This is a genomic window from Cupriavidus sp. PB-02 (assembly GCF_058252315.1).
On sequence record NZ_CM177694.1, the window covers coordinates 998,820 to 1,011,905 of the forward strand.

A 13,086-nucleotide genomic window follows, 5' to 3' on the forward strand; every position below is an offset into this window, starting at 1 on the left:
CCTTGCCCCTCACTTGGCCTTGTAGTCCGGGAAGAACAACTGCTCCCCCTCGACCTTGTAGCTGGCGATGGCCTCTTGCCCTTCCTTCGACGTCATCCACTCCACCAGCTTCATCGCGTCCGTGTAGTTGGTCCCCGGATGCTTGGCCGGGTTGACCGCGATGATCCCGTACGGATTGAACATCTTCGGATCGCCTTCCAACGCGATCGCCAGGCCGGTCTTGGCGCGATAGGCGCCATAGGTGGCCCGGTCTGACAGGGTATAGGCCGGCATCTGCGCCGCCATGGTGAGCACCTCGCCCATGCCCAGGCCGGCGCTGACGTACCAGGGCTGGCCCTTGGGCTCGATGCCCAGTTGCTTCCAGTACTCCTTCTCCATCACGTCGGTGCCGGAGTTGTCGCCGCGCGAGATGAACTTGCTGCCGCTGCCGGCCACCTTGCGCAGGCCCGCGAGCACGTCCTTGCCACCCTTGATCCCGGCCGGGTCATTGGCCGGGCCGACCACGATGAAGTCGTTGTACATGACGTCGCGCCGGTTCACGCCGTAGCCGGCGGTGACGAAGGCGTCTTCCATCTTGCGGGCATGGACCAGCAGCACGTCGACGTCGCCCATCTCGCCCATCTTCATGGCCTTGCCCGAGCCGACCGCGATCACCTTCACATTGACGCCGGACTTCTGCTCGAAGCGCGGCAGCAGGTACTTCAGCAGGCCGGAATTCTCGGTGCTGGTGGTGGTGGCCAGCTTCAGTTCGCCGGCATGGGCCGCGGACAGCAGCGCCAGGCAGGCGATGGCCGTGGCGCGGCGCAGGTGACCAGGCAGGCGTTGGGCGAGGCGTGGCGACATATTCTGGCTCCTTTGTATTATGTTCTTGCCGACATAATTGCTATTCTCTCCGAGGATCGTAGAGAATGAGACAAACTACATAACAGCCGGGGTTTTCATTGTCATGCAGTCAAAATTGAAAAGTAAATATGTAAGGCAGAACATATGACGTTCCGCTTTGACCTGTTCCCCGTGATCGCGCCGGACGACAATCCGCGCGCCAACGGCAAGGTGTTCCAGCTCCTGAAGGCCGTGCGCGAAACCGGCTCGCTGCACCGCGCCGCGCGCGAGATCGGCCTGTCCTATCGGCACGCCTGGGGCGTGATGCGTACCTGGGAGGAAATGTTCGGGCGCAGCATGCTGGACATGGAGCGCGGACGCGGTGCCTCGCTGACGCGCTTTGGCGAGCGCCTGCTGCGCGCCGAGCTGCGCCTGCGCGAGTCGATCGAGCCGGCTGTGCAGAAGGCGATGGCGGAATTCATCGCCGAGCTGGATGACGCCCAGCAGCCGCAGACGTGCGTGCATTTCACCGGCAGCCATGACCCGGCGGTGGAGGTGCTGGCCGGCGCGCTTGGCCAGGCCGGCACGCCGCTGCAGCTCGATGCCGTGTTCTGCGGCAGCGTGGAGGGGCTGATCTGCCTGCAGGAGCGGCAGTCGGAGCTGGCCGGCTTCTACGTTTCGCCGGTGCAGACCGCGGGCTCGGTGGCGCACGTGACGCTGCGCAAGTGGCTGCGGCCGACCTCGGTGCGGCTGCTGCGGCTGGCGTGGCGCGAGCAGGGGCTGATCGTCGCCCCCGAGGTGGCGCGCGAGGTCCGCGACCTGCGCGACCTGGCGCGCACCCAGGCACGCTTCGTCAACCGCCAGCGCAGTTCGGGCACGCGCATGCTGTTCGACCAGTTGCTGGCCGCGCAGGGCCTGTACCCGGACCAGATCGCGGGTTATGAAGAGACCGAATTCAGCAACGAGAAGGTGGCCGAGGCGGTGCACAGCGGGCGCGCGCAGGTCGGCTTCGGGCTGCGCATGAATGCCGAGGCGCACGGGCTGGGCTTCGTGCCGCTGACGCGCGAGGCCTATTACCTGGCGCTGCGCAAGAACGACCAGACCGCCGGCTGGATGGCCCCGGTGCTGGGGCTGCTTGCCGATCCCGCCTTTGCCCGGCGCATCGAGGCGCTGCCGGGCTACACCATGGCCGAGCCGCTGGGCATCCTGACGCCGCAGGAGGCGTTGCCGTGGTTCGGGCCCGACGGCAAGGAAGAGGGCTGAAGGCGCGCCGCCGCGCCGTCTGCCCGGTCCGTATTACACTCCTTGCGAGGGCGCTCTACGTTTGCGCCCGCCCTTGCAAGGAACACCATGCTGGAAACCGCCGCGCTGGCCGCGGGCATGTCCTGGGCCAGCGGTTTTCGCCTCTACCTCGCCGTGTTCGCCGCCGGCGTGCTGGCGCGCCTGGGCTTGCTGGAGTTGCCGCCCGGGCTGCAGCCGCTGGAATCGTGGTGGGTCATCGGCGTGGCCGCGGTGCTGGCCTTGGCCGAATTCGTCGCCGACAAGGTGCCGGGTTTCGATTCGGTCTGGGACGGCATCCATACCTTCGTGCGCATTCCCGCCGGCGCCATCCTGGCGGCTGCGGCCTTCGGCCAGCTCGACCCGCAGTGGGTGGTCGCCGCGGGCCTGATCGGGGGCACGCTGGCCGGCACCGCGCATGCGGCCAAGGCCGGCACGCGCGCGCTGATCAACGTGTCGCCGGAACCGTTCTCCAATTGGGCGGCCTCATTCACTGAAGACCTGACCGCGACCGGCAGCCTGCTGCTGGCGTTCTTCCTGCCGGTGGTGTTCCTGGTCCTGTTGGTGGTGTTCCTGGTGGTCGCGATCTGGCTGATTCCCAAGCTGTGGCGCAGCGTGCGCCGGCTGCATGCGAGCCTGCGCGGCAGGACCGAACGACCCGATAGCTTGCCCGGCGGACGCTGAGTGCCGCCGGCTTTCCCTGACTGACCCGAGGCGAACCGCCGCCGGGACCCAAGAACCGAACAATCCGATGCCCTCCGAGTCCGCCATCGCCCCGACCACCCCCGCCAGTCCCGTTGCCGCCGGCGCGAGCACTGCACACGGCAGCCGTTTCTCCGCCTGGCGCCAGGCGCTGCGCATGGCGCGGCGCGACTGGCTGGCGGGGGAGCTTTACCTGCTGCTGTTCGCACTGGTGCTGGCGGTGGCGGCATTGACCAGCGTCGGCTTTATGGCCGATCGCATGCGCCTGGGGCTGGAGCGCGATGCGCGCCAGATGATCGCCTCCGACGTGCTGCTGGTGTCGGACCAGCCTTTCGATGCGGCCTTTGCGCAGCGGGCGCAAGCGGCAGGGCTGGCGGTGGCCCAGACCGTGACCTTCCCGAGCATGGCCACCGCCAACGGCAAGGCGCCGGCCGGCGGCGATGCGCCCAGCCAGCTTGCCGCGCTCAAGGCCGTGACCGACGGTTATCCGCTGCGCGGCAAGCTCAAGGTGGCCAGCGCACCGGGCGCGGCGGAGGGGCCGGCCGAGGGCATTCCGGCGCCCGGCACGGTGTGGGTCGACGAAGCGCTGCTGGGCGCGCTGGGCGTTGCCGTGGGCGATAAGCTGCAGCTCGGCAGCCGCACCTTCCGCATCGACCGCATCATCACGCAGGAACTGGATCGCGGCACCGGCTTCATGAACTTCGCGCCGCGAGTGCTGATGCCGTTGTCGGACCTGGAGGGCACCGGACTGATCGGCTGGGGCAGCCGCGTGACCTACCGCCTGCTGGTGGCCGGCCCCGACGCTGTGGGCGCCAGCTACCAGAAGTGGGCGCGGGGCGAGATCGAGCGCCGCAAGCTGCGCAACACGCGGATCGAGTCGCTGGAATCGGGCCAGCCGCAGATGCGCGCCACGCTGGACCGGGCCGAGCGTTTCCTGTCGCTGGTGGCGGTGCTGTCGTCGATGATCGCGGCGGTGGCGATCGCCATGTCGGCGCGCCGCTATATGCAGCGCCACACCGACGCCTGCGCGGTCTACAAGTGCCTGGGGCTGACGCGCGGACAGATCCTGCGCGCGTTCGGGCTGGAGTTCCTGCTGCTGGGCGCGGCCGGCGCGCTGGCCGGCGTGCTGATCGGCTATGTGGCGCATTACGGGCTGCTGCTGTCGCTGGGCGGCCTGCTCAAGGTGTCCTTGCCGCAGCCGTCGCTGCTGCCGGCGGTGGTGGGCGTGCTGGCGGGGCTGGTGCTGCTGACGGGCTTTGCGCTGCCGCCGCTGCTGGCGCTGACGCGCGTGCCGCCGCTGCGCGTGCTGCGGCGCGATATCGGGCTGCCGCCGGTGTCGGCATGGGTGGCCTATGCGCTGGGCCTGGGCGCCTTTGTTTCGCTGTTGCTGGTGGCCGCGCGCGACCTGCGGCTGGGACTGACCACGGCAGGCGGGTTTGTGGCCGCGGGAGTGGTGTTCGGGGTGCTGGCGCTGGCGTTGCTGACGCTGTTGTCGCGCCTGATGCGCGGGCGCCTGCGCGGCCGCGCGGCGATGGGCTGGCGCTTCGCGCTGGCCGTGCTGGAGCGCCGCCGCGGGGTGACGGTGCTGCAGACCGTGGCGCTGGCGGTGGGGCTGATGGCGCTGCTGCTGCTCGGCATGACCCGCAACGACCTGGTCGACTCGTGGCGCAGCGCCACGCCGGCCGATGCACCCAACCGCTTCATCATCAATATCCAGCCCGACCAGCGCGAACCGCTGCGCAAGCTGCTGGCGGGTGCGGGAATCAACGACCTGCTGTACCCGATGGTGCGCGGGCGCCTGACCCATATCGGCGAGCGCGCGATCCGTGGCGACAGCTTCGAGGACGGGCGCGCGCGCAACCTGGTGGAGCGCGAGTTCAACCTGTCCTATGCCGATGCGCTGCCCGAGGGTAACCGCGTGATTGCGGGGCGATGGTCCAACGGCGCGGATGGCGCGGAAGCGGGTGCGTCGGTGGAGGAGGGCATCGCCAAGACGCTGGGCATCCGGCTCGGCGACACGCTGCGCTTCGACGTCGCGGGCCAGGCCGTGCAGGCGCGCGTGACCTCGCTGCGCAAACTCGACTGGGGCTCGATGCGGGTCAACTTCTTCGTGATCCTGCCGCCGCAGGCGATGCAGGGGCTGCCCGAGACCTATATCACGTCGTTCCACCTGCCTGCGGCCAGTGCCGCGATGGGCAACCGGCTGATCGCGGCCTTCCCCAACATCACCGTGGTCAATACCGACATGATCCTGCGTCAGATCCAGGACATCCTGGACCAGGTGATCGCGGCGGTGGAGTTCCTGTTTATCTTCACGCTGGCCGCGGGCGTGACCGTGCTGTACGCGGCGCTGTCCGGCGCGCGCGACGAGCGCATGCGCGACGCCGGCCTGCTCAAGGCGCTGGGCGCATCGGCCGCACTGGTGCGGCAGACGCAGTACGCCGAGTTCCTGGTGGTGGGCGGGCTGGCCGGATTCCTGGCGAGCCTGGGCGCGATCGCGGTGGGCTGGGGGCTGTCGCAGTTCGTCTTTGACTTCCCGTACCGCTTTAATGCCTGGATTGTGCCGGTCGGCGTGGTTTCTGGCATGCTGTGCGCTTTTGCCGGCGGCTGGCTGGGCCTGCGCGAAGTGCTGCGCCAGCCCGCGCTGGCGACCTTGCGTGATGCCTGAAGCAACTTCACCGAGCAACTTCGGCCGCGCAGATCGAGTATGTGATGAGTACTGAATCCAACGACAAGCCCGATGTGACCGCCTTTGAACTGGTCGGCGGCGAAGCGCGCGTGCGCGAGCTGGTCGACCGCTTCTACGACCTGATGGACCTGGAGCCCGAGTTCGCCGGGCTGCGCGCGCTGCATCCGCCCTCGCTCGAGGGCTCGCGCGACAAGCTTTTCTGGTTCCTGTGCGGCTGGCTGGGCGGCCCCAACCATTTCATCGACCGCTTCGGCCATCCGCGCCTGCGCGCGCGCCATATGCCGTTCGAGATCGGCGTCAGCGAGCGCGACCAGTGGATGCGCTGCATGGCCTTGGCGATGCAGGACGTCGGCCTGCCCGAGGAACTGCAGCTGCGCCTGATGCAGGCGTTCTTCCAGACCGCCGACTGGATGCGCAACGTGGCGCGCTGAGGCGCCCGCCGTTCCATACCGAAAGGACTTCCCGCCCCATGACAGCCCCGTTGCCTGAGGCCGCCCGACGCGTGCTCGATTTCTGGTTCGATACGCCTGGTTCGGCCGGCTGGAACACCGCGCGCCGCCCTTGGTTCACCAAGTCGGACGAATACGATGCTGAGATCCGCCGTCAATTCCTCGCCGACTGGCAGGCCGCCCATGAGGGCGCCACGGACGACTGGTCGGTCACCCCCGAGGGCGCGTGCGCGCGCGTGGTGCTGCTCGACCAGTTCCCGCGCAACATGTTCCGCAACGACCCGCGCAGCTTTGCCACCGACGCGCAGGCGCTGGCGCTGGCCAAGCGCATCGTCGCCACCGGCAGGGACCGCGCGCTGCCGACCGACCACCACCGCATGTTCTGCTACATGCCGTTCGAGCATTCGGAAGCACTGGAAGACCAGGACGAGGCGGTCCGGCTGATGACGCAGCTGCGCGACGCCAGCGGCGGGAAGGTGGATGTGGTGGAGTGGGCCGAGAAGCACCGCGTGATCATCGCGCGCTATGGCCGCTTCCCGCACCGCAACGCGGTGCTGGGCAGGCAGAGTACGCCGCAGGAACTGGCGTTGCTGCGGCAGCCGGGCTCGTCGTTCTGAACGAAGCCCGGCGGCGGGGCGCGTTCAGGTCTTGTCGCGCGCCTGCTGCCACTTGTCCACGCGCACGCGCGGCGCGTCGGCCAGTTTCTGCAGCAGCGCAGCCGGCGTGTCAGCCACGTGCAGCAGATCGGCATGCACCTGCTTCATGAAACCTTCCTGCACGGCATGGGAGAGGAAGCCCAGCAAGCCGTCATAGAATCCGCCGACATTGAGCAGGCCCACCGGCTTGTCGTGGTAGCCCAGTTGCAGCCAGGTAAAGGTCTCAAACAGTTCCTCGAAGGTGCCCACGCCGCCCGGCATGGCGATAAAGGCGTCGGCTCGGTCGGCCATCATCTGCTTGCGCTCGTGCATATTGCGCACCACGTGCAGCTCGGTCAGGCCGCGGTGGCCGACTTCCTTCTGCATCAGCGCGTCGGGAATGATGCCGATGGCGCTGCCGCCGTGCTCGAGCACGGCATCGGCGACGATGCCCATCAGGCCCACCTTGCCGCCGCCATAGACCAGCGCCAGTCCGCTTGCGGCCAGCGTGCGGCCGAGCAGGCGCGCGCCCTCGGCGTATTCGGGGCGGTTGCCGGGGTTGGAGCCGCAATAGACGCAGACGGATTTCACTTCTTCTCCTTTGCCGCTTCGGCGGCTGTCTTGGCTGCCGCGTAGTCGCGCGCAAGCTGGTCGAAGGCTTCCCGGGGCCGGCCGCGCAGGTAGGGTGCAAGGATCGAGAAGATGTGATAGCTCGAGCCGTGCAGGTAACCGCGGATCTGCTCGGGATCGTTGTACTGGCGCGGATGCTGCACGAACTGGAACGACAGCCAGTAGGTGGCGATTACCACCATGTTGGTGCAGATGGCCTCGACCTGCTCGGGCGTGGCTTCCATCTCGCCGTCTTCGATGAACTGGCGGCAGATCTCGTGCGCGAACCGCTTCTTCTGCTCGACGATGCGCTTGAAGTTGGTCTCCAGCATCCGGTTGCGCGCCAGCAGGTCGTTGATGTCGCGATACAGGAAGCGGTAGTTCCACATGAACTCGGACATGTACTGCAGGTAGCCCCAGCTTTCGTCGAGGGTGGCCTTGCGGTCATCCGGCATCTTCAGGCGGCGCTCCATCTCCTGCTCGAAGCGCACGAAGATGGAGTTGATGATGTCGTCCTTGTTGCGGAAGTGGTAGTAGAGATTGCCGGGGCTGATCTCCATCGCTTCCGCGATCGTGGTGGTGGTGACGTTCGGTTCGCCGACTTCATTGAACAGGCGCAGCGAGACGTCGAGGATGCGGTCCCTGGTGCGGCGGGGGCCGGTTTGCGGTTTCGGTTCCATGGGCGTCCGGGCGATCGGTGAATCGTGGCAGGGTAGCGATTATAAGCAATCGGCCCCGGCCACTGCTCCAGGCACACCGGGCGAGCGACGGATCAGCCCGCCAGCGCCCGCACCCAGCGCACCACGTGCGGCCCGGCGATGGCCACCCAGGTGCCGCCGCACAGCACCAGCGCCAGCATCACCGCGGCGCTGCCGAAATCCTTGGCGCGCTTGGACAGGCTGTGCCGCTCCAGCGAAATGCGGTCGATCGCCGCCTCGACGCTGGAGTTGAGCAGCTCCACGATCAGCACCACCAGCAGCGTGCCCAGCAGCAGGATGCGCTCGACCACGTCCACCGGCAGCAGGAAGGCCCACGGCGCCAGGATCACCACCAGTGTCAGCTCCTGGCGGAACGCGCTCTCCTCGAGCACCGCAAAGCGCAGCCCCGAAAGCGAATTGATGGCCGCATGCCAGGCGCGCGTCAGGCCGCGGTTGCCCTTATGGGGGTTCTGCTCGATCGAATAGTCAGCGCTCTGGACTGCCTGCGGCGGCCTCTGCAGAGGCGGGTCGGATGGCAGTTCCGGATGGGGTTTCGGCATGGGTGTGGGATGCGGGTTGGGGCGCCGCGCCGCCCGCCTTGCCAGCGGCGACCGGGCGCAGATGGGCCAGGAACTGCTCGGAGGCGGCGCGCCACGAGAACCGCTCGGCATGGGCTCGGGCCGTGGCGCGGTCGATGCGCAGCGCTTCCAGGCAGGCTTCGCGCAGGTCTTCGTGCATCACGCCCGCGGGGCTGTCGCCCAGCACATCGATCGGACCGGTGACCGGGTACGCCGCCACGGGCAGCCCGCTGGCCAGCGCTTCCAGCAGCACCAGCCCGAAGGTGTCGGTGCGGCTCGGGAACACGAACACGTCAGCCGAAGCATACACCCGGGCCAGTTCCGGTTGGCTCAACACGCCGAGGTAGTTGGCGCCCGGATAGCGCGCCCGCAGCGCCGCCAGCGCGGGGCCGTCGCCGACCACCCATTTCGAGCCGGGCAGGTCCAGGGACAGGAAGGCCTCGACGTTCTTCTCGACCGCCACCCGGCCCACGTACAGGAAGATCGGGTGGGCGGTGTTGAGCACGTTGGGGCGCTGCAGCGTGAACACGTCCAGGTCGACGCCGCGCGTCCACAGCACGCCGTGGGTGATGCCGTGGCTTTGCAGGTCGTCCAGCACCACCGGCGTGGGCGCCATCACGGCGCGCGCCGGGCCGTGGAACCAGCGCAGGAAGCGGTAGGTCCAGGTCAGCGGGATGCCGAAGCGGGCCTGCACGTATTCCGGAAAGCGCGTGTGGTAGGCCGTGGTGAACGGCAGCTTGCGGCGGATCGCATGGCGCCGCGCGGCCAGGCCGAGCGGGCCTTCAGTGGCGATGTGCAGGGCGTCGGGGCCGAAGGCTTCGATACGACGCTGCACGCGTGCCGACGGCAGCAGCGACAGGCGGATCTCGGGATACGTCGGGCACGGCACGGTGCGGAATTCCAGCGGCGTGATCATGTCGACCGTGTGGCCCATGGCCTCCAGTTCGCGGCGCGTGGACTTGAGCGTGCGCACTACGCCGTTGACCTGCGGTTCCCAGGCATCGGTGACGATCATTATCTTCATGCAGCCTCCTCGGGGGGCGGTGGAAGGGCAATGCGGATGGGCGTGGCCGGCGCGCAGCGCGCCGGCCGGGATCAGCTGGCCACGGCGGCGCGGCGACCGCGGCGCGTGGCGGGGGCGGGCGGGTCCAGCAGCGTGGTCCAGTAGACGATCTTCAGCTCGCCTTCCATGGTCTCGACCAGCGCCGACAGGCTTTCTACCCAGTCGCCGTCGTTGCAGTAGAGCTGGCCGTTGAGCTCGCGGATCTCGGCCTTGTGGATATGGCCGCAGACCACGCCGTCGCAGCCGCGCCGGCGCGCCTCGTCGACCATCGCGGTCTCGAACGCACTGATGTAGTTGACCGCGTTCTTGACCTGGTGCTTCAGGTACTGCGACAGCGACCAGTACGGAAAGCCAAGCCGCGCACGCAGGCGGTTGAAATGGCGGTTCATCGCCAGGATCATCGTGTACAGCGAATCGCCCAGGTAGGCCAGCCAGCGCGCGTGCTGGACCACGCCGTCGAACAGGTCGCCATGCACCACCCACAGCCGGCGGCCGGTGGCGGTGACGTGGATGGCTTCTTCGCGCACGGTGATGTCGCCGAAGGCCATGCCGTCGAACTGGCGCGCGCCCTCGTCATGGTTGCCGGGCACGTAGATCACCTCGGTGCCCTTGCGCGCCTTGCGCAGCAGCTTCTGCACCACGTCGTTGTGGCTCTGCGGCCAGTACCAGCCGCGGCGCAGCTGCCAGCCGTCGATGATGTCGCCGACCAGGTAGAGCTGCTCGGACTCGTTGTGCTTGAGGAAGTCCAGCAGGTAGTTGGCCTGGCAGCCGGGCGTGCCCAGGTGGATGTCGGACAGCCAGATGGCGCGGTAGCGGTGGATCGGGTGCGGCTCGGGCGGGTAGGCGTCCTGTTGCTCACGCGGCGGGGCCAGTGTTGCGCCATCCATGCCCGGCGGCATGAAGGCGGTCAGTGCGGCGACGCTGTTGGGATCACTCCCCCAGCCGCTTTCTGGGCTGCGGCCCAGCCGTTGCGTCAGTTGCACGGCCCTCGACAGATATCCGCGGGCAGATCGGATTGCTTGCACCATGGCAGTCCCGGTTGCGGCGATGGCTGCATTCAGCCAGCGTGCGATGACGGTGCCGTGACGGAAACATGACTGCCACATGAAGCGTGGCGGAAGTGGAACAGCTTGTGCCGGTGGCGGAACTCAGCGCCCGCGCGCGGAGAGTTCGGCCAGCGCGTCCAGCACCGCACGCACCGCGGCGGGATGGCGCAGCAGCGACACATGCCCGATCCCCGACAGCGGGATATGCCCGGCCCCGTCGAGCCAGCCGGTGCAGGGCGGCCCGGCAATCGAATCGTGCCAGCTGAAGACCGAGATCATGCGCGCGCGCAGGCGCGGGGTTTCCGTGGCGGCCAGCGCGCGCAGCCACGGGCTGCCGCAGCGCATCTGGCGCGCATTGTCACCACCGCCGAAGCGCGCGAGCGCGCTGCCGTGGTGAGGGCTGCCCAGCGTCACCACGCCGGCGCAGGCGTCTTCGTCGCCGGCCAGTTGCAGCGCGGCGCGCGCGGCCAGGCCGCCCATGCTGTGGCATACCAGCAGCGGGGCGCGGCCGGCCTCGGCGGCGAGGCGCCGGATGGCGGCCAGCAGCGCGTGCGCGTAGTCGTCGATATCGCCGAACACCGGTTCCAGGTCGATCGCTGCGCAGCGGTAGCCCGCGGCGGCCAGGCTCGGCTGCATGTCGAGCCAGATGGCGTGTCCGCAGGCATAGCCGTGCACCAGCAGCACCGGCGGCGCGTCGCGGCCGGGCAGGGCGTCGGCCGGCGCGGCAAAGGGCGCGTGCGCGCGGAACGGCTGCAGCCAGTCGAACATGCGCAGCACGGCCACGTACTCGTTCAGGTAGCAGCGCAGCGCGTCAGCGAGGCGCAATGGGCGGCGCGTGGCGGCAAGTTCGGCGGGCGGAGGGGGCGGGTGGTTGCCGCGCCCGACCCACAGGCCGCGGTCGGTCATGGCAAAGGCGAGTGCAATGCCGCTGGCAAGTCCGCCAAAGATGACGGCCACGCCGGCGATCACGGCGCCGGCCCATGGCCAGCCGCCCCATCGCACCAGTGCGGCGGCGATGCCCAGCGCCGCGGCCGTCTGCAAAGCCACCGCGATACGGCGGATGCCGGCCGCCGACAGGCTCATGGCTTTGGCGGCGGGCGCAGGTCAGTGAGCCGCGTGCGGGCCAGGCGGTCGTGCAGGAACTGGCGGCGCGGATCGAGCCAGGCCAGCAGGATCCAGATCAGCAGGCCGGCACACAGCACGCCGACGAACGGGCCTTTCACCAACCCCAGCAGGTGGCCGACCGCGGCCGACGGCGGGAGCCACAGCCACGCCAGCACATAGCGCAGCGCCGCCTGCGGCCAGCGCGGCGGCACACCGGCGGCGTTCTCCACGCGCATGCGCCAGGTCTGCATCGCCAGGGTCTGGCCGGTGCGCTGCCAGAACCAGGTGAAATACAGTCCCATCACCAGGAAGCTCCACAACTGGATGGTCAACGGACCGTCCGCGCCGATGCGCTGCAACAGCGGACGCACCAGCAGGTAGGCCGCGGTGGACGCGCTCAGCACGCCGAACAGCAGCACGCCCTCGTACAGCATGCAGGCGAAGCGGCGGCGCAGGGGCGGCGCGGCAGGGGCTGCGGCGGGCTTGGGGTCGACGGGTTTGGGACGGAGAGTGGCGGCGGGCATGGAAGGCGACGGAAGCAGGGCGGGCGCGAGGCATGTCGCGCCCGGCAAGACGGCCATTATGCCAAAGGGCTTGCCGCAAATGGCTTGCGGGTTACCCGGCGGGGACACCCGCCAGCTACTGGCGTGCGGTGTCTTCCGACGCGGCGGCGGCTTCCGGGGTGCCTTCGGCAGCGGTGGCGGCGGAAGCGGCGGGCGCTACCGGGACAGCGGGCGCCGCGGCCGATGCTGCCGCGACGGACGGGGCCGAAGCCGCCTGGGCTTCGCTGGCCGGCTTGCCCGCGGCATGGTTGCCCGCATGGGCGCCAGCGCTAGCCGATTTAGAGCCGTGGCGGATCTGCTTGCTGGTGTCGCTGGGCAGGCGCTTGCCGCTGGGCAACGCGCTGACAGCGCCAGGGCGGTGCGGCACGCGTTCGGCGGCGGCCAGCTTCTTTTTCTGCTCTTCGGGCAGCTGCTGGTACTTGTCCCAGGCTTCGGCCTTCTTCTCGGCCGGCAGCGAGCGGGTGATCTGGTAGTTCTCGCGCGCCAGGCGGCGCTGCTGCGGCGTCATCTTGACCCACTCGGCCATGCGCGCCTGCAGCCGGGCCTGTTCCGCCGGCGAGAACTTCGGGTAGCGTTCGGCGATGCGCAGCCACTTGTGCCGGTTCAGTTCCGGCAGCGTGTCCCACAGCGGCTGCAGCGGCGCCAGGATGCGCTGGTTCACCGGGCTCAGCTCGGTCCAGGCGGGGCGGGCGCTGGCGGCGGCCTGCGATGCCGGCGTGGCGCCGGAAGCGCCCTGGGCGTGCGCCGCGGGCGGGAGCAGTCCCCAGCAGGCGGCGGTAGTGGCCGCAGCCAGCAGCAGCGCTGCCAGCCGGCGGCGCGGGGCGTCGGAGCGGGACGTTGCGGGTGCCAT

General features: G+C 69.1%; 14 protein-coding genes. 5 read left to right on the top strand and 9 right to left on the bottom strand.

The window, feature by feature from the left end; all coding sequences use genetic code 11:
* Positions 1–9 precede the first annotated feature (9 nt).
* The gene (locus AC10V3_RS04760) at positions 10–843 is read right to left on the bottom strand and encodes an ABC transporter substrate-binding protein (protein ID WP_490923187.1); all 834 of its coding nucleotides are present in this window, start codon (positions 841–843) and stop codon (positions 10–12) included.
* A 144-nt stretch (positions 844–987) separates the two neighbouring features.
* On the opposite strand from AC10V3_RS04760, the gene AC10V3_RS04765 reads away from it, so the two are divergent.
* From AC10V3_RS04765 to AC10V3_RS04785, 5 genes are all read left to right on the top strand, one after another.
* The gene (locus AC10V3_RS04765; RefSeq protein WP_022534032.1) at positions 988–2,085 is read left to right on the top strand and encodes a substrate-binding domain-containing protein; all 1,098 of its coding nucleotides are present in this window, start codon (positions 988–990) and stop codon (positions 2,083–2,085) included.
* An 87-nt stretch (positions 2,086–2,172) separates the two neighbouring features.
* Positions 2,173–2,784: a DUF4126 domain-containing protein gene (locus AC10V3_RS04770; RefSeq protein ID WP_022534033.1), complete on the top strand. Its 612-nt coding sequence runs from the start codon at positions 2,173–2,175 to the stop codon at positions 2,782–2,784.
* A gap of 67 nt (positions 2,785–2,851) precedes the next feature.
* Positions 2,852–5,470 carry an ABC transporter permease gene (locus AC10V3_RS04775; protein ID WP_022534034.1) on the top strand — a complete coding sequence of 873 codons (2,619 nt, stop codon included), beginning with the start codon at positions 2,852–2,854 and terminating at the stop codon, positions 5,468–5,470.
* 44 nt (positions 5,471–5,514) lie between these two features.
* Positions 5,515–5,922 (top strand): group II truncated hemoglobin, encoded by a 408-nt coding sequence (locus tag AC10V3_RS04780; RefSeq protein ID WP_022534035.1) that lies wholly within the window; start codon positions 5,515–5,517, stop codon positions 5,920–5,922.
* A gap of 38 nt (positions 5,923–5,960) precedes the next feature.
* Positions 5,961–6,557, top strand: a complete 597-nt coding sequence (locus AC10V3_RS04785; RefSeq protein ID WP_022534036.1) for a DUF924 family protein — start codon at positions 5,961–5,963, stop codon at positions 6,555–6,557.
* Positions 6,558–6,581: 24 nt separating this feature from the next.
* Here the strand turns inward: AC10V3_RS04785 and AC10V3_RS04790 are convergent, their stop codons facing one another.
* From AC10V3_RS04790 to AC10V3_RS04825, 8 genes are all read right to left on the bottom strand, one after another.
* Positions 6,582–7,166 carry an LOG family protein gene (locus tag AC10V3_RS04790; protein WP_022534037.1) on the bottom strand — a complete coding sequence of 195 codons (585 nt, stop codon included), beginning with the start codon at positions 7,164–7,166 and terminating at the stop codon, positions 6,582–6,584.
* Positions 7,163–7,864 (bottom strand): TetR/AcrR family transcriptional regulator, encoded by a 702-nt coding sequence (locus AC10V3_RS04795; protein ID WP_022534038.1) that lies wholly within the window; start codon positions 7,862–7,864, stop codon positions 7,163–7,165. The genes AC10V3_RS04790 and AC10V3_RS04795 overlap by 4 nt, the downstream gene beginning before the upstream one ends.
* A 92-nt stretch (positions 7,865–7,956) precedes the next feature.
* Positions 7,957–8,442, bottom strand: coding sequence for a diacylglycerol kinase (locus AC10V3_RS04800; RefSeq protein ID WP_022534039.1), 486 nt, complete (start codon positions 8,440–8,442; stop codon positions 7,957–7,959).
* Positions 8,369–9,484, bottom strand: coding sequence for a glycosyltransferase family 4 protein (locus AC10V3_RS04805; protein WP_022534040.1), 1,116 nt, complete (start codon positions 9,482–9,484; stop codon positions 8,369–8,371). The genes AC10V3_RS04800 and AC10V3_RS04805 overlap by 74 nt, the downstream gene beginning before the upstream one ends.
* 71 nt (positions 9,485–9,555) lie before the next feature.
* Entirely contained in the window at positions 9,556–10,551 is a 996-nt protein-coding gene (locus AC10V3_RS04810; protein WP_490923190.1) for a UDP-2,3-diacylglucosamine diphosphatase, read from the bottom strand.
* Positions 10,552–10,671: 120 nt separating this feature from the next.
* The gene (locus AC10V3_RS04815) at positions 10,672–11,652 is read right to left on the bottom strand and encodes an esterase/lipase family protein (protein WP_022534042.1); all 981 of its coding nucleotides are present in this window, start codon (positions 11,650–11,652) and stop codon (positions 10,672–10,674) included.
* Positions 11,649–12,197, bottom strand: a complete 549-nt coding sequence (locus tag AC10V3_RS04820) for an RDD family protein (RefSeq protein WP_041681276.1) — start codon at positions 12,195–12,197, stop codon at positions 11,649–11,651. Before AC10V3_RS04820 ends, AC10V3_RS04815 begins: the two co-directional genes overlap by 4 nt.
* Positions 12,198–12,312: 115 nt before the next feature.
* Positions 12,313–13,086, bottom strand: coding sequence for a DUF3106 domain-containing protein (locus tag AC10V3_RS04825; protein WP_022534044.1), 774 nt, complete (start codon positions 13,084–13,086; stop codon positions 12,313–12,315).